The following is a 20,413-nucleotide window of genomic DNA, read 5'->3' on the forward strand; positions in this document are numbered from 1 at the left end:
CAAATAATCGTCATTCAATTTCTCATTATTAGAATAATAAGTAATTGATATCTGGATATTTGGCTTTAAGAGTTTTCCTACGGAAAATACAGAAATTACACACAGTTCAATCGGTACGGAGCAAGAAACCTGGTTTTATGCAAAACGGAAATTGCAATTCCGTTAATCTCAAGGAGCAATTAAAAGTGGCAGACAGTTTTCAGAACGAAGTCCCGGCGGCCCGGATCAACATCAAGCTTGACCTGCACACAGGGGGCGCACAGAAGAAGGTAGAGCTACCGCTCAAGCTGATGGTGATGGGCGATTTCAGCAATGGCCAAGACACCCGCCCAGTAGCAGAACGCCCCAAGGTATCCATCAACAAGAACAACTTTGATTCCGTTCTGGCTGAACTCAATCCGTCGGCCCGGATCGCGGCCCCGAACTTGCTCGGAGGTGACGCGGAAGAGGTGCTGGTTGATCTTGACTTCAAATCCATGAAGGACTTTCACCCCGAACAGGTGGCCAAGAATATCCCGCAACTACGCGCACTGCTGGCCATGCGCAATTTGTTGCGCGACCTCAAATCAAATTTGCTCGACAACGCTTCATTCCGTCGTGAGCTCGAAAAAATCCTCAAAGACCCGTCGCTGTCCGCCAACTTGCGCACAGAACTGGAAAAAGTTGCCCCCGTAGATAGCGACGCTGTCTGAACCCGGAGAAGTGAATATGTCGATGCAAGAAACCCAGGCTAGCAATGCAACACAGACCCGCACAGTGGACGCGCCAGACGGGCCGTCAAATGTGTACGAGACATTGTGCGCCAAGATCAAACTGACGCCGGTTACTCACACGCAACCGTTTGAAACTTTCCAGAGCAACGATGCCTTGTCCGAGTCATCAATTGATGAACGCGTTGCGGTGGCAGTGAACGTGTTCCTGAAGATGATCCAGGCCTCGTCACAGCAAGTTGACCGGCTCGACAAAAGCCTGCTGGATTTTCACATCGCTGCCATTGATGAAAAAATCAGCCGTCAACTGGATGCAGTCATGCACCACGAAACCTTCCAGCAAATTGAAGGCGCATGGCGTGGTCTGAAATTCCTGGTAGACCGCACCGATTTTCGCAAAAACGTGAAAATTGAAATTCTGGACGTAGCCAAAGACGCACTACGCCAGGATTTCGAAGACACACCCGAAGTCATTCAGAGTGGTTTGTACCGCCATACTTATATCCAGGAATACGACACTCCTGGCGGCGAGCCAATCGGCTCCATCATCTCCAACTACGAGTTCGACCGCAGCGCCCAGGATATTGCCCTGCTGCGCAACATATCCAAAGTCTCCGCTGCCGCTCACATGCCTTTCGTGGGGGCTATTGGAGCGGCTTTCTTTGGCAAAGATTCGATGGAAGAAGTCGCCGCCATCCAGGATATCGGAAACTATTTTGACCGCGCCGAATACATCAAATGGAAGAGCTTCCGGGACACCGATGATGGTCGTCACCAAAAATGATGATCTCGCGATCTTCGGTTTGGCGAAAAAAATAGAACAAGCCACATTCTTCACACAGTCGGCGAATAAAGGTCAGCCCATCTTCGCGGTAGCGGGTGACGTGTTCTTTAACCGGGTAAGTGCCGGTGAGCTGGAAGACGAAGTCATTGCCTATCAAGCCGGCATCGCTACGCAGCGTGGCTTCGATAACGCCGGGCAAATCCAGGTTCTGGTGTAACACCGTATCGACATGGTTTTTCAAGCGGGCGAGCCGTGGCTCTAGCGTGAACTCGTAGACGGTTTCATCAATGGAGCTGGAAAGCCGGGCACTACCGGTAATAACGCCATGCCATTGCCTTGTTGGCTTGGTTGCGGCCAACGCGGAGAGGCTGTTATCCGGGTCTAGCGGTGTTATGGAAAAACTGGCAGGTTGATCCAGCAGCTTGAGCAGCGGTAACGCTTCGTCCGGGCTGGTAAGACGGATCACCGCTTTATAGGGCCTACCTAGCGATTCTGTGAGCTCAAAGGATTTAACAGATAACGCGGACTTAACTACAGGAACATCCAGCACATAGGCTTGGTGTGTTGCTGCAGAGGGCAAGAAGGGCGTAGACATCTTTAACCTTTAAATAACCTTAACCAGAGCCGCTGTTGGCACGCAGTGACAGGAAAACATGCGCCTGAGTGGGTTACAGGCGTACCGGGAAATGCCAGACATGATCAAGCCGACCCGGCATGGACCGGGCCGGCGGGTGCATCAGTTTTTGGCTTTGGGCATTTGTGAAACCAGCGACAGGTTGATATCCAACCCTTCGATCTGGAAGTGCGGCACCACGAACAACTTGACGCGGAAGAAGCCGGGGTTGTCCTCAATGTCTTCCACCATTACGCGGGCTTCGCGCAACGGGTGCGACGCCTGTAGCTCGTCGCCCGGGTCGGTCATTTCGGTAACCAAAGTCTTGATCCAGGTGTTGAGTTCAAGCTCCAGCACGCGACGGTCTTTGGTGGTGCCGATGTTTTCGCGCTGGATCAACTTGAGGTAATGCGCCAGGCGCGACAACAAGAAGATATATGGCAAGCGGGCATTGATACGGCTGTTGGCTGGGGTGCTGTCCGGTCCGGCAAGGGGCTGTTTCTAAGTGCCGATGAGCAAGGTCGTGCCGGCGGCAAGCAACTGGACATGCAGCCCGCCCTAGAGCAGTTGCAACGGGCATTGCAACAGGCCCAGGCCCTGTCGGAAGCCAATGGCGTCGCAGAAGCGGACTTGCTGGACGTGTCCACACAGCAAACGCAGATGGATTCGGTGCTGAAAGCGCTGCAGGATGCCGCAATCCTGCTTTCGGCCCCGGCTGGCATTCGGGAGGCTTTCCTGTCCCCGCTCGCCGACCTGCATTACCGGACCCATGAAAGCGAGTGGCAACAAATCGTGGGCTATAACCGGCCGCGCCAGCCGTTCCTGCCCCGAATCACGCTCACACAAGCGCAGGAAGACCAGTTGATAGAGCATGCCCAACCGGCAGACATGCTTTATCGCTTTGCCAAAGGCGGCTTTATCGATGCCCGCCTACCTTACGCACAGCGCCATGCACAACTGGAACGCTATGCGAAACGTGCTCGCGCATGGGGATTCAGCAATACGCGGGACGTTGAAATTTTCTGCAGATATTGCTGCTGCAATGGTGAGGACTTTGACCGGACGCCCGAAACGACGGCCGTCTTGCACAGCCTGCTGGCTGAGCAAACCTCGCTTAAAGCACTTCCTGGTCTGATTGTACTGAACCTGCCTCCTTATCTGGCAATCACTGGATTGTTGGAGTGACATTAGACATGACAAAAAATGAAAAAGAATCTGCCCTTCCCCGTCTGGAAGTAGAAAAGAAGGGGTTTAGCCTGTTTGGCGGCTTGCTTGGTGTCCTCCTTGCTGTATCGGCATGCGCGGTTGTTGCTTTTGCTGCCGTTAACTACATGTCCAGCTCAAATTCACAAACTGCTTGGCTACTCATGTATATAGGCATACCTGCAATGTTTGTTATACCGCCAATTTCAGCGGTAATTGGCTTTATTTTTGGTGGATATTTTTTTTACAAAAGACTTCTTCGTGTTTCTCTGAAAAAGAAATCGTGGATTACCGGTGTCGTTGCCTTCTTCTTTGTCTTGAATTATGGCTATCCATTGCTAATGCATTGGCATTATGAAAATAAAAGCGCAAAAGAAGAAAAAATACTTGAACAAGAAAATCAGCTGAAATCTACTGCAGAAAATAGCATTGAAGAGGCGCTTGAATCTCAAAATCCAGATGAATTGATAAGCCTCCTGGATTCAAATAAAAGTCTAAACATACTCACTATTTTTTGTGACCGGACAGACTACTACAACGATTTTATTGGATACAAATCTCCTGCAGATACGCAGGTGGATCGCGATTTTGAAAAAGAACTTGGAAAAATAAAAACCCTAGAACAGGCATCTGAAATATCCAGTCAAACGATATCTGCCGACATGGTTCTTAAGGCCAAACAGATTATTGTTAATAAATATGCGTTTTGGGGTGACTGGAAACACGTGGATGCTTTGGCTTCTGCGGGAATAACCATCGATGGAGTATGGATAGCCAATAACAGAAAAAATTTGCCGGCAACGTTTGAAGATACTCATTCCTATTGCAAAAGCCATTCCATGACATCCCCTACGGTAATGACGGCTTATTGGGGCTCCTATTTCAGGCAGGAGTCGCGCAATGATTCTGTAAAAAACGCTTTGTTGCATGGGGCTCGCGCAGATGTAGTTGATGATTGGCATCAATCTCTCTTGTTTGAGTGTCCTAGCCAAAAGACAGTCAAGTTATTTATAGGAAAAGGTGGAAATGTCAATCAACAAAATGGAGAAGGATATACGGGATTACATGCGGCAATAGCTTTTCAAAGAGAAAAAGATAAAACCGATATGGAAACGTTGAAGTGCATACAGGCATTGTTGCAGTTTGGCGCAGATCCGGCAATACGCAGTAAAAATGGAAAAACCATATGGAATCTGCTCGAAAAAACCGATCCCCACGATCAGGATCAATCAAGCCGTGAGCAATTTTATGTACAAGTAAAAAAACTGCTGGAGTCAAAAAATCCATCCACGGTGGTTTTGAAATGATTCCCTTCCAAAAGATCATTTCCAGCCTACTGACAAACCGTGTTGCCTCAGCCGTCAAGGAAAGACTGTCATGCGTAACGTTCTGATGATCCTTCTATGCATCCTTGGCCTCACTGCCTGCGACGCCCACTCCGGTTCCGATACGGATGGGGGTGACGCCACCGGAGTCAACTACACCCAGTACCCGGTCAACTGGGTGCAGATCAACAACAGCTATGACGTCCACCTGGGTGAACTGGGTGGCATGAACGGCGTTTACGAAAGTGAAGCGGGCAAACGTTATACCGGCACCGGCGGGGAATGCTGTATCCGCTTCCCCCGAAACTGGACGCCCGGCCTGAAGTTCATCATCCACTGGGAACGGGAACGCTGTGCCATGTATGCCAAGCCCAATAGCTGCGGGGTGAATGTGTACCGGGCAGAAGTGCCGATTCCTGAATATGGCGGTGGTACCTATGATTTGGTCGTGACCTTCCTGCCTGACGATCGGGTGCGCGTTTATGTCAATAGCGAAATTTTTATTGACGACATGAACAAGAAATACGGGGAGAAACACTGGAAAACACCCGGCCTGACCGACAAGGAGGATGGTTTTACCGGTCAGGGCGAACTGGACAAGGCGGCAACGGCGGAGCGGCAAAAAGACTTTGATGCAGCCCAGGCGGCAGATGCCTCGGCTGCAGCTGCGGAAGCCGCTTTGACTCCAGCTCAGCGCAAAGCCAGGGATGAAGCAGATAGCGATAGGGAAGAACGGTGGGACATATCGGATAAAGCAAAGAAGGTCATTAGCAATTGTATGCAGCCACTGCATGAGCGCGGCATTGATCAATCAAAGGCAGAGAAGCTTTGCGAAGCTGCCGCAGCCCAATGCAAAAAATTGATAGGTGCTGGGGCTGACGTTCCGGAAGGCCCTTGCGATATACGCTACTACTGAATAGGTGTTGGTCATGAGCAAATTTAAGCGAATGGGGAAGTTCCCTACGAATACCAATGGAGAAGGCTTCTTTCCTCATGCCAATGGTTTCAAATCCAGCAACCAGAAAGAGCCGAAGGTTTGTGACACCTGCCCGCAGATGATTTTCGTCAATCTGTTTTTTGACGGCACGGCAAACCATCGCAGCTTTGATCGGCGAGGTGGCTCGTATACCAATGTGGCTCGGTTGTTCGAGGCCAGTGAGGGGTTGTCTCCAGGCGCAGCTCTGGCTGAACAAAATGCAAGTGCGGCGCTGACAGGTGAGGAACGCCGCTACAAGTTCTATCTGCAGGGGGTAGGCACGCAGTTTCGGGAGCTGGGAGAAGACGCGTACTCCACCCTGGGCAAGGGCACTGCGGTGGGCTTTGGCATGCGGGTGGGCTGGGCGTACTCCCGGGTGCTCAATGCGGTCTATCACGCCATTACCCGCAGTACCAACCCGTTGTTCAGCAATGATGAGGCCAGAACTGCGGCCACCTGGTGGGATGTGCAGCGCACCGGCATGTCGGTACGCCGGGCCTTGAGTGGCCCGCTCTTGATTGCCTATGACTATGCGGCAGGCCGTAACCTGATTGCAGACAAGCTGGCCAAGCTGGCCAAGACCCAGCAGCAAGCGCCCAAAAACAAGCAGGTTGGCAAGGTGTGGATCAGCGCGTTTGGTTTTTCCCGCGGGGCGGCTGGGGCTCGGGTATTTGTGTCACAGCTGATGAAAGAGTGGGGCACAAGCCAGAAACTTGCCGGAGTGATCGACTATGAGGTGAGTTTTCTGGGCATTTTTGACACCGTTGCGTCGGTTGGCGGGGTAGATGGTCTGCGCACGGTACTGGGTGCAGAAGGGTTCGATGGTCATTGGGCGTGGTGCAACAAGGGGGCTCTGAATGTACCGCCAAATGTCCCTTGTCTGCATATGGTGGCGATCAATGAGCAACGCCGCAGTTTTCCGCTCGATACCATCCGTATGGGCAAGGAATATGCCGCCAAGCATCAGGAAATTGGCTGCCCCGGTGTGCACTCGGATGTCGGCGGCGGGTATCCGCCCGGTGACCAGGGCAAAGCCCGCAAATCCCTACTTTCAACTGGCGCGCCGAACTCTCCCCTGGGGAGGAACCTGAGTCTGAAGATGGGGCAGATCCCCTTGCATTACATGTATAAAGCCGCGCTGGAGGCGGGCGTGCCGTTGCGCCTTAAAGAACAGATGTCCGCCGAATTGCAGGCGGACTTCCGGGTGGACGAGAACCTGGTAAAAGCAGTAAACGACTGGATTAGTCAGACCCCTGACTTTTCAGATATTGAAGCTGCCCTGACATATGGCTTCAAACAAAGCATGGCCTGGCACACCTTGCGGGCACAGAAGTCTGATTACATCACCGGGAAGGATTTTTACAAAAACGCACCGGAATCTGGTGCTCAGCGACCCGTGCTCCAGAAACAGTACGAGGACAAAATCCGGTCGCTGGAAAAGCAGCAGGTGAAGCTGAGTCAACAGGCCCAGAATCAGATGGGTGGCGTGTTTGTGGACCAAAGCACTCAAAGTGGCAAAGAGATCTGGGCACAACGTTCACAAACCCGGGCAGAACTGGACAAGCTGACCAATCTCCTGCAAACCCCCGACGGGCGCGCCAAAGTGATGGACGGTGTCGCAGGAAAGCCCGAAGGCAGCATGCCCCCTGGCGGGGACGTCGGCGATATCCTTCCCCAGGATAAAAAGGATCTGCTTGAGGGCAACGAAGAATTCCAGCTGTTGCTTGGCTATCTGTATCCCGAACAGCAGCCGGGTTTGGGCGTCATCCACTCCACTACGACGGAGACAATCAGGGTAGATCTGACCCCCACGAAAATGGCCCAGACCATTGAAAGATGGAGCATCCGGCATGCTGATCCACTTCACCCCGACAACGTGCCCCCTGCCAGTGCCAAGTTACTGATCATGACGCAATCCGGCCTCGAAGCAATGGCATTAGACGGCATCGTGATGCCGGAGCCAGACTTTGTGCCGTTTTTGAAAGAGTGCACCAGCAAAACAGCATGGCAGGCCATGAAGGCGAACGAAGCCGCGTGCACGCTCTTCGATGATTACATGCATGACTCACGTGCATGGTTCCGTACCCCCACTTTCCACGAACCCACCCCGGGCGGCTACGGCTGGCCACGTGCGTTCTATATCGGCAGCGATACCCGGGTGGAATATCTTGGCCGTAAAGTGGCAAGCGGCCAAGCCACACAAGTGTCCCGCAAGATCGTCATGCCACCTTCCCCGCCAAAACCACCACCCGCTCCACCCACTGCAGATATTTATACCCCTCCAGTTGTTGATATGAATGCTTTATTCAACGCTAGATGGTAGCTGTTGGTGCGACCATTTTTTATCCAACTTCAAGGAGGAAGCAATGCAATACGTAATCTGCGTCGGTGATGGCACCAGCCACGGCGGTAAAGTGCTGAATGGCTCAAACCGGATGAGCATCGATGGTCGTCCGGTGGCCCGCAAGGGCGACATGGTGTCCTGCCCCAAAGAGGGCCACGGCACCAATCCGATTATTGAGGGTTCTCCTACGCTGACTGATGACGGTGTGCCGGTGGCATTGCACGGCCATAAAACGGCCTGCGGCTGCACGTTGATTGCCAGCGGGACAGGGGCCGGGGTGCACTGATGGCGTTTGATGTCCGGCAGATCAAGCCCGAATACACCATCCCCGCCATCAAGCCCGCGTGGGTGTGGTATGTCGTGCTGTTTTTGCTTATTGTCGGTGGCGGTGCGGCGCTGGCCATTTACCTGTGGCCCAAAGGCGAACCAACCCAAACCGACTGGTTCTGGACCCGGGTGGTGGTGTTCCCGGTCATGGCGTGGCTTGCCCTGGTGCTGCTGGATCTGGGCGTACAACAAAATGCTCAAGACAAGGCGCGGGACCGCAATCGTGCCCGCCAACAGAAACTAGCAACGACCTGTGCTGAAGGTGGCCGTTCGTTGCCAGTGCTGGCTAGCGCGTTTGTGTTCTCCTGCCAGCCGGAGGAGAACACTGCTGCGGCAGTGGTTGGACGGACATTGCGCCTGGTACCAAGGCAGCGTGTTCCCGAAGACCGCGCCGAGATCAAAGCCCGCTGGCTGGAACACCCGGAGCGGGTCTACCCCGGTCGAGATGCCGAGGCGGATATCGCCCGGCAAAAAGACCTGCTCAGTTGGGTGTTCGCACATCTGATCCAGCCTGTGGCAGGTGCAGTCGAGCAACTGCCGGCGCATATTCCGTTGCACATCACGTTGGCCACCTCTCCCGTTTTTGAAACAGCGTGGGTCGAGGCAGAGTGGCAAAAAGCCTGGCAAGCGCAGGGGCTGCGCGATACCGCCAAACCGGTGATTGAACCGAAACCGCCAGAACTGGCAGAGGTTGACCTGTGGCTGGACGGCAAAGGCCAGCTTGCCACGGATGGCGCCACATTGTTGTGCGTGGTGCAGCTCAATGCACTGCTGGACGCCGCCCCCGCTGAAGGCTCGGCAGAAGCCGGGGTCGCTGTATTGTTGCTGCCCTTTGCCATGGCGCAGACACACCAGGTTGTGCCCATGGCCTATCTGCACCGGCCCGAAACACCGTCCGAGGCCGATCTGTCGCATGGGCTGTACCAGACCTTGCTGTGGGGCCACGCCAAAGGTGCAGATATCGCGAGCCAGTGGCTCACCGGCGGTGCTCAGTCGCCCCTGCAGCGTGCACTGGTCAGCAGCTTCGAAGATCAAAAAGTTGAAATCATGAATACGCCCGAACTGGCGGGTCAGCACGATATTGATCAAGCGGTGGGCCAGAGCGGTATCGCTTCGCAATGGCTGGCAGTTGCCCTTGCAGCTGACCATGCCGGCAGCACCACCCGCAAACAGTTACTCAGCCTTTCCACTCCAGACCATATGACGCTGGCCATTGTCGCGCCGCACGCCTGATCTTTACGGATTCCCTGCCTTATGTTTAACCGTATCAACTTCCGTCTTGCCGCACTGCTTGTGGTCTTTGCAAGTATCTCCCTCTACGTTCTGAACAAAGGTGCCGGATTGGGTCTGGCCACACCGGAACAACGCTGGCTTGCCGTAGCTGGTATCGCGCTGCTGTACTTGTTGAGCCTGGTGATCTGGTTAGCCTTCGTCCGGCGCAAGAAAGAAAAAGAGGCGGACAAGGACGTGGGCAGTGCTGCGGTGGTGACCATCAACAAGACACCTGCCCCCGAGGTTAAAACGCCGTTCGACCTTTTGCATGATGACCAAAAAAGCCGCTATGGCTGGTTCGAACGCCGTTTCAAGCCATGGCTGCTGGTCACCGGCGCAGAGTCGCTGGTCAGGCCCCATTTCCCGGGTCTGCTTGATCAGAAGTGGCTGGATACACCACGGGCTGTGCTGGTGTGGGCAGGTGACGGTGTTACCGCCCCTGCCAAAGGCTGGCGCTACTTGCGTGGGCGCTTGCGTAAACCTGCTGACGGAGTCGTACTGGTAACCGATGGAGCATCGCAGCAAGGCTCTGTCCTGGCCAATCTGACCCGCGACTGCGGCTACGCCTTACCAGTCCAGCTCGTGCTGTCGCCCGCAGTACCCGGCGAACGCGGAGAGGAAAGTCCAGCTATATTGCTCCAAACACATCACAAAGTGGCAAATGACACAGGTCAGATCAGTGCAGCTCTACAGCAATTGGTGGATCCGCTCTCGCAAACCGGCCTTTGGGCTTTGCTCAAAAATCGGAAGGCATATTTCGACGCCGGATTGTCCGCTTTTCTGGAGCAACGTCACGACACATTAGGCAAATGGATTGGCCAGTTGGCCAGAAACCTGCAGCGACGGCAGGTGCTGGCAGGTATATGGTTCACACCTGCCCCAGCTTTGGTCAGTGACCCGCAAGCCTTGACTGGGGCCGATGATGCCGCCCATGTGGAGCTGGCCCAAGTGGCAGGTGATAACATCACCTTGCCAGGCCCATGGCTGCAGGCCTTCCGCCGCGCACGCAAACCCAAACTGCATTTCAGCGGCTTTGACTGGTTCTGGAGTGTGCTCGCTGTTTGTGTAGGGCTGTGGTGTGCCGGTACCGTGGTGTCGTACCTGCAAAATCGAGCCTTGGCGGAGGAAATCCGCGCTGACATCGCAACGCTGCAATCCGCCCCAAAACTGAAGCAGGCCTTCCCTGCCCTGTTGGCGGTACAGAACGACATGGCGTTGCTAGAGGCGCGGGAGAAAAACGGCGCGCCATGGACTACCCGTTTCGGGCTAAACCATAACGCTGAGCTGCTGGCAGCCACGTGGCAACCTTATGGGCTCGCCGCCAACAAATGGCTAATGCGGCCGGTGCAGACACAACTGGCCTCGCACCTTAAAGTACTCAATGCCGTGCCGCTAGATGGCATGGATGCGGCCAGAAATGATGACGAAAATGAAGGTACCGGTAACGACACAAACTCGGGTGCGACATCCCGGGACGCCATCGGCCAGATGGGGTATGACACCCTTAAAACCTGGTTGATGTTGTCACAACCCAAACACACCGATGCTCCGTTCCTGGCTCCGCGTCTGGCGCAAACCGGCAAAGCCGTATGGCCGTCACTCAGTGTGGATGGTGTTGAACAGGTAACAAAGTTCTACGCTAACCACCTTGCCGACCACCCGGAATGGAAGCTGGCCGAAAATGATGACGTGCTGTTTGCCGCTCGGCAGACGCTTTCCGGCTTGATCGACCTCAAGCAGGCAGACGACACGCTGTATCGCCAATTGCTCGACAATACAAAATCCCGCTATCCCGATCCGACCATGGGTATGTTACTGGGAGGACGGGATTCCCGCGGGCTGTGGTCCGTGCAGGGGCGCTTGCCGGGTACGTTCACCCGTCAGGCTTATGAAGGCTACGTGCGTGATGCCATCGCGCAGATGTCCAGGCAGGCGGTCACCAATGGCGATTGGGTACTGGGCCAGCAGTCCACCCCAAACGCGGTCAAACCGGAAGACTTGCAGGCCAGCCTGACCAAACGATATTTCACGGACTTCGGTTACGCTTGGCAGAACTTCCTCAACCGGCTGAACTGGGTGCCAGAGGCCAATTTGTCTGGTACAGCAGAACAATTGCGTGTTTATGCCGATGCCCAGCAATCGCCGCTTTCGGCTTTGATGAAAACCATTGCCTGGCAAGCCCAGGCGGGTGCCCAGCAACACAGCTTGGCCGATTCACTGGTGGAAAAAGCCCAGAACGTGTTCAAGGGTAAGGATGGGTATCCGGCAACTACCGCTACTCCGCAGGACAGCCCAAAATCCGGCGCCCCGCTCGCCGAGGCTTTCGGCCCGCTGTTACGGCTGGTTGACAATGCGGATGGGAGTAGCAATGCCGCCAGCGGGGCTGCCTCAGGCGGCGCCAGTGCCGATACCACGCTTAGTTTGCAACGTTATCTGGATCGCGTCAGCGTTACCCGCCTCAAGCTGGATCAAGTCAATGCCGCAGCAGACCCGGATGCATTTGCCCTGCAACTGGCTCAGTCGCTGTTCCAGGGGCAGGCGAATGATCTGGTCGATGCGCGCAATTATGCCGAACTGGTGGCCGCCAGCTTGGGCAGCGGTTATGCGGGTATGGGCCAGAATCTGTTCCTCAAGCCGTTCGATCAGTCCTGGCGCACGCTCATGCAACCGGCTTCGGCCAGCCTGAACAGCCTGTGGACCACCCGCGTCTGGCTGCCTTTCAACAGTGCGGTGGGTGGACGCTTTCCGTTCAACGATACCGACAACGAAGTCGGTCTGCCGGAGCTGGCCAGGTTCATTTCGCCGCAAGGGATTGTCCCTCAATTTGCCAAGACCCAGCTCGGTGGCATCCTGGTGTTGCAGGGCGATCAGTGGGTGCCCAATCCGCGCTATGCCCAATCGCTCAAGTTTGATACCGAGTTTCTTAACGGGCTTAACCAGCTGTCGCGTCTGGCCAGCCGCATGTATGCCGAAGGCGATACCCGCTACCGTTTCGACATCATGGCCATGGGCCATCCAAAACTCATAGACAGTGTGTTGTCCATCGACGGCCAGTCGCTGGATTACTTCAATCAGAAACAGCAGTGGGAACACTTCACCTGGCCTGGTACGCCAGAAAAAGCGGGAGCCCACCTGACCTGGAGTACGTTGCAAGCCGGCCTGCAGAAAAAAGAGGATTTCAACAGCGTATGGGGCTTTGTGCGGCTGTTGGCCAAAGCCAAAGTTGAACAAATTGATCGGGCCAGCTACCGGGTTGAGTGGACGCTGGATGACGATATCCGCCTGCGTTACGCAGTGCGCACTCAGGCTGGAGCCGGGCCGCTGGAATTGTTGCAGCTTAAGGGGTTCAAGTTGCCAGAGCGGGTATTTGTGACGGGACGAGAAATTGCCGCCCCCAAACCTGAGAGCGCGCCAACGGGGATCAAGAGCCCCGCAGCGAAACCGTCCTGATGCCCATTACTCCTGATTCTGAGTTAACCCAAAGAGACCGTATGTCCCTGCCCTCGTTTCTCAAAAAACTGTTTGGTCAGTCCGAACCCGCAGACCTGGCGCGTAACCGGCTGGCTACGTGGCAAGATTGGTTGAGCCCTATTCCTGGGGCATCCGAGGTCGGAGACGACCCAGGTTACGACGATGACTTTCTTGCGCTGCGCGAAGAGGTGGCCAAGCTGGGCGGTCTGGATGATGCGCTGATCCTGAACACCAGTGAGGCGCTGCTGCGCAATCATTGCAAAGACTTGCGTCCTGCCGGGTATTACGCGTTTTCTCGTCTGCGCACGGACGGCGCTGCGGGCCTGGCCGATGGTCTGGAGCTCATTGCCGCCCTGCTGGTCCGCTACCCGGAAACCATCCTTCCCCATCGCCCGGAAAGCCGTAAAGCGGCGCTGGAATGGCTCAATGGCGAGCGATTCCAGGTTTTTCTGGAGCGTAGTAGCGGTGCTCGTACCGATCTGGAACGCGCCTGTTCGGCGCTGGCCCTGATTGAACAGTTGGTAGGAGAGTGGGATGCCGCCTTCCGGCCTTCTGTTCAACCTCTCATTCATCGCTTCGAAGCGTTGATCGAAGCCAATGACGCCAGCGAGCAACCCGGCTCAAGCAACCGCTTGGGTACTGCAAATAGCCAGGAGCAGACCTCTGGTACGTCCACTTTGGTGCCCACGCGTGGTGAAATAGCCTCAGCGCGTGAACTGCTGGATCGGGCACGGGAAATGGCGGTGCATTTGCGACGCCAGGCTGCCGGTTACCTGCCGGCGTACCGGCTGTTGCGTTGTATCCGCTGGGATACCGTAACCAACGCGCCGCCGCATGATCCCCAAGGCAAAACCCGCCTTCCGCCGCCGCGCAGCGAGTTGCACCAACACTTGAAACGTCTGGTTTTACAACAGCAATGGCACGAACTACTGGAACGTGTCGAACTGGCGTTTGCCGAAGGTGCGAATCACTTCTGGCTGGATTTGCAATACTACGCTTGGCAAGCCCAGGGCCAGGCAGGGCCTGAATATCTGGCCTGCCGCGACATGTTATTGACCGACTTTGCACAAATGCTGGATCGGCTGACTGGTCTGGAGCGACTTTGTTTCAGCGACGGCACGCCATTTGCACAAGATGCCACTCTGGAGTGGATCGCCACCCATGCCGTGATCCGTAACCTGGATGCGGGCGAAACCGTACTTGCCCCAACGCCGAGCGGTGGCGATGTCGACTGGCAGGAAACCGAGCGGCAAGCGATAGAACTGGCAGCCAGTGCGGGTCTGGAAAATGCCTTTCAATGGCTACGCGATTTACCCGTCATACCGGGCGAACGTAACCGGCTCATGCGTCAGTTGTTGCTGGCCAGCCTGGCCGAAAACCATGGTCGTGCGGATATGGCAATGCACCTGCTGGTCACACTGGATCGGGATATCGACGTTTACCAGCTAGGCCGCTGGGAGCCTGGCCTGGCCTTCGAAATCAAGGTGCGTCAGTTACGCCTGTTGCGGCAGCGATATCAACGCAAGGATGTAGACAAAATCACTCTTGCGAGCCGTATGGATGGTCTAGTTGAAAGTATGACCGCGCTGGACCCATTGCGCACATTAGCTTTGAGTGCGCCTTCATGAATGGACACTTTATCCCGTTCCTTCTCCATCCCGGATGCTTCTTGCTCTTCCCTGTGATGGCATCAGAAATGAACACCTCTAGACACTTTCAACAACCTACACCGCTGGAGCACAGGGCTTTTTATGGATGACCAGGTTCTCAAATATTACGAAGCAGAAATGCGCTATCTGCGAGAGGCCGGTAAAGAATTTGCCCAAGCCCATCCCGATCGCGCAGCGTTGTTGAATCTTGATCGGGTTGGCGATCGCGACCCTTATGTTGAAAGACTGTTTGAGGGGTTTGCCTTTCTCACCGGTCGTTTGCGGCAAAAACTGGACGACGATCTGCCCGAGCTAACGGAAGGATTGATGAGTCTGCTCTGGCCTCACTACCTGCGCATGATTCCGTCGCTTACCATCGTCGAACTCACGCCGCAAATGGACGCACTACAGCATGCCGAAGCCGTTCCTGCCGGGCTGGTACTGCGCAGCAGCCCGATTGGCCCCGAACAAGCTCGCTGCTTGTATCGCACGACACAGGCGGTGCCGCTATTACCGCTACGGCTGGTCGAGGCCTCTGCGCCTGTTCGTAACGATGGCCGCTCTGCGATCCGCTTGCGTTTTCATATCGAAACCCAAGTCAAACGCCAGCAACTGGATTTTTCACAGATCCGGCTGTTTATCAATGCAGATACACCCGTCGCCTCGGCTTTGCATCTAGCACTGACTCGGCAAGTGTTGCAGATTGAAGTACGCACACCCAGTGGTGAAACCAGTGCGCCAACGTTAGTGCCCGCAGCGAAGCTGCATTTTGACCAGGTTGGTTTTTCTGCAACAGATCGGCTCTGGCCCAAAGCGGACAATGCTTTCGGTGGTTATCAAATGCTGCTGGAATACTTCACGTTCCGCGATAAATTCATGTTTGTGGATCTATGCGGGCTGGATATCAACGCCCTGCCCGAAACCACGCCATGGTTTGAAATCGACGTAGTGTTGGACCAGCGCTATCCCGCTGACATGCCGTTTTCCGCCGACAACGTCCGGCTGCATTGTTCGCCCGCAATCAACTTGTTTAACCTGGAGGCAGAACCAATCCGGGTCGACCATCTGGAGCCGGAATATCGGGTTGTACCGATGCTGCATCAAGGCATGCAGGTGGAGGCTTATTCGGTGGATGAAGTCGTGGCGTTTGAGCACGGCAATAGCAGTCGCCACCAATATTTACCCTTCTCTACCTTCCGGCATCGCGGCGGCATGCTGCGTCACGACGCGCCAGAACGTTACTTCCATACCCGCATGCGGCGCGGTGCTTCAGGGCTGTTTGAGACGTGGCTGGTACTCGGTGGCCATGCATGGGCAGACCGCGATGATTTACCGCTGGAAACCCTTTCGTTACGGGTGACTGGCACAAACGGTTTGTTGCCGCGCAAAGGTCTGCGCGAGGCGCAGATTCTGGAGATGATTTCCGGGTATCCGTGTGTGGCCAACGTCAAAAATGTGACTGCGCCGACGCTACCGGTCTATCCGCCAATGGAAGATCGCTTTCATTGGCGCGTGTTATCGCACCTGTCACCCAACTATCTGTCACTGATGGATGCCGAGGTGTTGCGCGGCACCCTGGCGTTGTACGACTGGACCGAAGATGAGCTGAATCAGCGGCGCTTGCAGGGCATTCAGCAGGTTTCCCATCGTCCGCTGTCGCGAATGGAACAAGGCTGCGTGATGCGCGGGGTGGAGATTTCCGTCACGCTCGATAGCCAGCGCTTTGCAGGCGATGGCGATATTTTTCTGTTTGGCGAGTTGCTGCATCGCTTCTTCACCGCCTATGCCGACATGAATCTGTTTACCCAATTGGTTGTGATTGTGCAGCCAATCGGGCGCAAGCTGAATTGGCAGGCCAGCAAATCCACTCAGGCGACACTATGAGCCAGCCCGCAGCGCCCCCCTCAGAAGCACCACTTGCTGGACCCGCCTTCAATCGGGAGCAGATCAACGCCGGCAAAGGCTTGATGCGGGATATTTTCCGGCGAGCCCCTCAGTTCAATTTCTATCAGTTCTGCGCGTTACTCGATGCCACCAGGCCTGACGTCCCGGGTTTAGCTACGCAAAATTCGCCAGCACAAGAGCCCGTTCGCTTTCGGCCCATTGCGTCGCTGGGTTTTCCTGGTGGCGAACTGGCGCGAGTGGAACTAGACACAGAAGACGAAAACCTTCCCCCTACCATCCGTACCACGTTTCTGGGGCTGTACGGCGTTGATGCGCGCATGCCGTGGCATGTGCTCGATGACATTGCCACGCGCCGGGATGGCCATGAGTCGCTTGCAGCGTTTCTGGATATTTTCAATCATCGCATCGTCACGCTGTATTACCGCATCTGGCAGAAATATCGCTATCCGGTCACTTTCCGGGCGGGTGCGACAGACCGGGTTTCCCAATCCTTGTTATGTCTCGCCGGGTTGGGTATTGGCAATGTCGCGCAGCGCACGCAGTTGCCCACTGCCCGTTTCATGGCGTTTCTGGGGTTGGGCGGTCAGCGCACCCGCCCGGCCGAAGGTCTGGTGGCGGTCATCAAGCTGCTTCTGCCGCAGGCAAGTATTAAGGTTGAGGAGTTTTTCCCGGTATTGCGACACCTGGAAAATCCGGCAGCACTTGGGCAACAGCCCGTGGCATTGAGAGCCGGTTCGCTGGTGTTGGGGCAAACGGTGATGGATCGGAACAGCACGGTGCGAGTGATCATCTCCCTCCCGGCCAGCGAGCGATTGCGGGCGCTCTTGCCCGGTGGTCGGGATCATCACGATTTACTACAGATGCTCAAGATCTACCTGGGTTACAAGCTGGACGCCGAATTGACCCTGCGTATCTCGCGTGAACAACTGCCCCCGTTGCAGCTTGGTAGCAGCCCCGCATTCCTGGGGTTGACCAGCCTGCTGGGTGGCGAAAACCAGAATACGCCGGTTGATATCCGCCTTGGTCGTTATTGCGGTCTGGAACTGGAACAGGCGCATGACAGCCCTGCCCGCGCATCAGCAATTCACTGATCCGGTCAGATTTCATCCATTTTTCATAAAGCCATGATCATGTCTATCTTATTCTTGAAACAAAACAGCACCCGACTGGCCGGCTTGGGTTTGCTCACATTTTTGATGGTTCACTTGGCCGGATGCGGTGCAATGCAAACCGTCAAAGAGGCCACCATCAATACCACCAAGGCGATCTTTATCGCAGACACACTGACGCTCAAAATCGATTTATTGGCGCGTGAAGGCATGAACGCCGACGATAAAGATCAGGCAACGCCGGTGGTAATCCGTATTTATCAACTCAAAGATGCCAAAACCTTCGCTGCGGGTGCTTACACCAGCATGCTGGATAACGATACCAGCATCATCAAAGACGATTTGCTACAGCGCAAAGACCTGGTTTTACGCCCGGGCGCCAGCATCAGCCTTGACGAGCCATTAGAGAAAAATGCCAAAGCGGTCGGGGTTGCCGCATTTTTCCGCACTGAAAGCAGGGAAAGACGCTGGCAAATCGTGGTGCCACGCGACGCTCTTTCGGATGATCATGCGCTAAAGATCGAAGTCATCGGTTCCGAACTCAAACTTGCTGTTCCGGCCAAAGGCTAGCCCGATGACTGGTCCCGCACTCTACGAATTGCTTACCGGACATTTTGCAGACGGCACTGCAATTGACGCTTTTGACGAAAAAACCCAAACCATCATCAGTGTCATGGACAGCATGCAGCGCATTTTGAATAGCCGCGCGGGCAGTCTGTCCCATTTGCCCGACTACGGGCTGCCTGACTTGACCACCATTTACCGGGAGCTTCCCGCCAGCGCGCACAAGTTGAAGCGAACCATCGAAGCAACTTTGATCAAGTACGAACCGCGTTTGCGCAGTATTGAAATTGAATTGCAGCCGATGGATGAAGAAGCAATCCTGAGTTATACGCTGGTGTGCCATCTGCGACGGGCCGGGCTAGTGCGCTTTGGTACCTGGTTCTCGCCAGAAGGTCAGGTTCGATTGAGTCGTTATCGCTAACATGGGCTAGCCCAGCTTTTCCGCCGCAAAGCCCGGTTGGCAGGTGCCAGCGTACGGTTCGGGCCAGAATTCGGTATTTGGCGAATTTGGTCAACCCTTGCAGTAAAGTAGGAAATGGCCCGAGCCAGCGGCATTCCCTCCGTGTGATGGAAGGGCTCACATCTCTTCCTCTGGCAGTAGCGTGCCAGCCACCGCCAGCGGCACAGGCTGTTCTGATGATGGCTCTTCCAGCCGCACCTGTTCAATCTCTTCAAAGCGGCGGGAAATTTTTTCGCTGGTGATCGCAACATTCTGTGCGTCTTCATGCGCCTGGCGGATATGCGTGGCTAGTTTCTTCATGCGATCGTCAAAGCGGGCGAACTCGGAGCCGAGGCGGCCCAGCGCTTCTTTGATGATGTGTACCTGCTTGCGCGTTTCTACATCCTTAATCACGGCGCGGGCGGTGTTGAGTACGGCCATCAAGGTGGTCGGCGAAACAATCCACACCCGTTGTTTCATGGCGTAGTTCACCAACTCGCCATGGTATGCGTGGATTTCGGCAAACACGGCTTCAGCCGGGATGAACATCACAGCGCCATCGGCGGTTTCGTTGGGGATGATGTATTTGCTGGAAATATCGTCGATATGCTTTTTGATATCGGCGCGGAAGGCGCGTTGGGCGACGGTGCGGTCTTCACCCGCTTCAAACATACGGTGATAGTTTTCCAGCGGGAACTTGGCATCGACGGCCACCATGCCCGTGGGCTCTGGCAATTTCAGCAAGCAATCAGCTCGTGTACCGTTGGAAAGCGTGGCCTGCATCTCGTAAACCTGCGCTGGCAAGACATTACGCACCAGACTTTCCAGTTGTACTTCGCCGAAGGCGCCGCGGGAGCGTTTATCGCCCAGCAGTTCTTGCAAGCTGACCACGTTGGTGGTCAGGCCATCTATTTTCTTCTGGGCTTCATCAATGGTTGCCAGGCGCGCCATGACGTTGGCGAAGGTTTCGTTCGTTTTCTTGAAGCCTTCATCCAGCCGCTCGCTGACCTTGCCGGAGATTTCGGATAATTTGTTGTCAGCAGTCTGCGTCAATTGCGCGACCGATTGCGTCAGTTGCATGCTGGTAGTGGCCAGCGCGTCGCGCAGTTGTTCCATCTCGCGCCTGGATTGCTCGGCCAGCATTTGCGAGAGCTTGACCAGCACTTCTTCACGCAAGGTGTCTTGTTTGGTTTGCAGTGCGGCAGAAATCTCGCCCAGTTGGGTCATCATCTGCTGGCGGCTTTCACTCAGTGATTCGGTCAAAGACAGGCGCAATGCGGATAAAGATTCGGACTGGGAAATTTGCAGTTTTTCCAGTACCGCACGGGTCTGGTTCAGTTCGGTAGAAACACCTGCACGCAGCCGGTCAAACGCCTCACTCATGCTGCCCCGTAATTGCTCGCTGGAGCGGCCGATGGCATCGTTCAACAAGGCGCCGTGCTGGGCAAAGGCATTGTGTGACGCTTCGTTCTGACGGGCGAAGCCGCTCTGGACCTGGTGGACTACTTCCTTCTGGCTGGCATGCAGTTCCGACGCCAGCGCCTCCATCATTTGCTCTTGCGTTCGCGCCAGTTGCTGCAACTTGATCACGACCAGTACACCGGCCAACAAGGCCACCAAAGTTGTTACGCCAAACAGAAGATCGATCATTACCGGACTTACCCATAAACAGAACATCAAGTGAACGGATTGTAGGCGTGTCACAACGGCATCACCAGCGAC

At 55.2% G+C, this 20,413-nt stretch carries 17 protein-coding genes; 14 read left to right on the forward strand and 3 right to left on the reverse strand.

From position 1 onward, the window contains the following. The first annotated feature begins 185 nt into the window (after positions 1–185). Both tssB and N7220_RS00505 read left to right on the forward strand, forming a co-directional pair. Complete coding sequence (tssB, locus tag N7220_RS00500; protein ID WP_283149513.1) at positions 186–692, forward strand: type VI secretion system contractile sheath small subunit; 507 nt, start codon at positions 186–188, stop codon at positions 690–692. A gap of 16 nt (positions 693–708) precedes the next feature. Continuing rightward, on the forward strand, positions 709–1,494 hold the full coding sequence (locus N7220_RS00505) for a type VI secretion system contractile sheath domain-containing protein (RefSeq protein ID WP_283149514.1): 786 nt from the start codon (positions 709–711) through the stop codon (positions 1,492–1,494). Here the strand turns inward: N7220_RS00505 and N7220_RS00510 are convergent. Continuing rightward, positions 1,445–1,960 carry a contractile injection system protein, VgrG/Pvc8 family gene (locus N7220_RS00510; RefSeq protein WP_283149515.1) on the reverse strand — a complete coding sequence of 172 codons (516 nt, stop codon included), beginning with the start codon at positions 1,958–1,960 and terminating at the stop codon, positions 1,445–1,447. The two genes, N7220_RS00505 and N7220_RS00510, sit on opposite strands and share 50 nt — an antisense overlap. A 270-nt stretch (positions 1,961–2,230) precedes the next feature. Further along, positions 2,231–2,551, reverse strand: a complete 321-nt coding sequence (locus N7220_RS00515) for a hypothetical protein (protein ID WP_283149516.1) — start codon at positions 2,549–2,551, stop codon at positions 2,231–2,233. Here N7220_RS00515 and N7220_RS00520 point away from each other — a divergent pair. From N7220_RS00520 to tssE, 12 genes are all read left to right on the forward strand, one after another. Continuing rightward, positions 2,516–3,292, forward strand: a complete 777-nt coding sequence (locus N7220_RS00520; RefSeq protein ID WP_283149517.1) for a type VI secretion system Vgr family protein — start codon at positions 2,516–2,518, stop codon at positions 3,290–3,292. The genes N7220_RS00515 and N7220_RS00520 overlap by 36 nt on opposite strands. 8 nt (positions 3,293–3,300) lie before the next feature. Then, positions 3,301–4,617 (forward strand): ankyrin repeat domain-containing protein, encoded by a 1,317-nt coding sequence (locus tag N7220_RS00525; protein ID WP_283149518.1) that lies wholly within the window; start codon positions 3,301–3,303, stop codon positions 4,615–4,617. A gap of 70 nt (positions 4,618–4,687) precedes the next feature. Continuing rightward, on the forward strand, positions 4,688–5,551 hold the full coding sequence (locus N7220_RS00530; protein WP_283149519.1) for a DUF3304 domain-containing protein: 864 nt from the start codon (positions 4,688–4,690) through the stop codon (positions 5,549–5,551). A 13-nt stretch (positions 5,552–5,564) separates the two neighbouring features. Next, a complete protein-coding gene (locus tag N7220_RS00535; RefSeq protein ID WP_283149520.1) occupies positions 5,565–7,934 on the forward strand; it encodes a T6SS phospholipase effector Tle1-like catalytic domain-containing protein in 2,370 nt (789 codons plus the stop codon). Positions 7,935–7,977: 43 nt separating this feature from the next. Beyond that, positions 7,978–8,241, forward strand: coding sequence for a PAAR domain-containing protein (locus tag N7220_RS00540; RefSeq protein WP_283149521.1), 264 nt, complete (start codon positions 7,978–7,980; stop codon positions 8,239–8,241). After that, positions 8,241–9,515: a hypothetical protein gene (locus N7220_RS00545; RefSeq protein WP_283149522.1), complete on the forward strand. Its 1,275-nt coding sequence runs from the start codon at positions 8,241–8,243 to the stop codon at positions 9,513–9,515. The genes N7220_RS00540 and N7220_RS00545 overlap by 1 nt, the downstream gene beginning before the upstream one ends. Before the next feature lie 21 nt (positions 9,516–9,536). After that, positions 9,537–13,004, forward strand: coding sequence for an ImcF-related family protein (locus N7220_RS00550; protein WP_283149523.1), 3,468 nt, complete (start codon positions 9,537–9,539; stop codon positions 13,002–13,004). A gap of 41 nt (positions 13,005–13,045) precedes the next feature. Beyond that, positions 13,046–14,653 carry a type VI secretion system protein TssA gene (tssA, locus tag N7220_RS00555; RefSeq protein WP_283149524.1) on the forward strand — a complete coding sequence of 536 codons (1,608 nt, stop codon included), beginning with the start codon at positions 13,046–13,048 and terminating at the stop codon, positions 14,651–14,653. Positions 14,654–14,776: 123 nt separating this feature from the next. Beyond that, entirely contained in the window at positions 14,777–16,558 is a 1,782-nt protein-coding gene (gene tssF, locus N7220_RS00560; protein WP_283149525.1) for a type VI secretion system baseplate subunit TssF, read from the forward strand. Further along, positions 16,555–17,670: a type VI secretion system baseplate subunit TssG gene (gene tssG, locus N7220_RS00565; RefSeq protein WP_283149526.1), complete on the forward strand. Its 1,116-nt coding sequence runs from the start codon at positions 16,555–16,557 to the stop codon at positions 17,668–17,670. Before tssF ends, tssG begins: the two co-directional genes overlap by 4 nt. Positions 17,671–17,775: 105 nt before the next feature. Continuing rightward, entirely contained in the window at positions 17,776–18,258 is a 483-nt protein-coding gene (tssJ, locus tag N7220_RS00570) for a type VI secretion system lipoprotein TssJ (RefSeq protein WP_283151461.1), read from the forward strand. A 4-nt stretch (positions 18,259–18,262) separates the two neighbouring features. Then, the gene (gene tssE / locus N7220_RS00575; protein ID WP_283149527.1) at positions 18,263–18,673 is read left to right on the forward strand and encodes a type VI secretion system baseplate subunit TssE; all 411 of its coding nucleotides are present in this window, start codon (positions 18,263–18,265) and stop codon (positions 18,671–18,673) included. Between the two features lie 156 nt (positions 18,674–18,829). Here the strand turns inward: tssE and N7220_RS00580 are convergent, their stop codons facing one another. Then, positions 18,830–20,341 carry a DNA recombination protein RmuC gene (locus N7220_RS00580; protein WP_283149528.1) on the reverse strand — a complete coding sequence of 504 codons (1,512 nt, stop codon included), beginning with the start codon at positions 20,339–20,341 and terminating at the stop codon, positions 18,830–18,832. Positions 20,342–20,413: the final 72 nt, after the last annotated feature.

This window comes from Silvimonas soli (assembly GCF_030035605.1).
GTDB classification, from domain to species: Bacteria; Pseudomonadota; Gammaproteobacteria; order Burkholderiales; family Chitinibacteraceae; genus Silvimonas; species Silvimonas soli.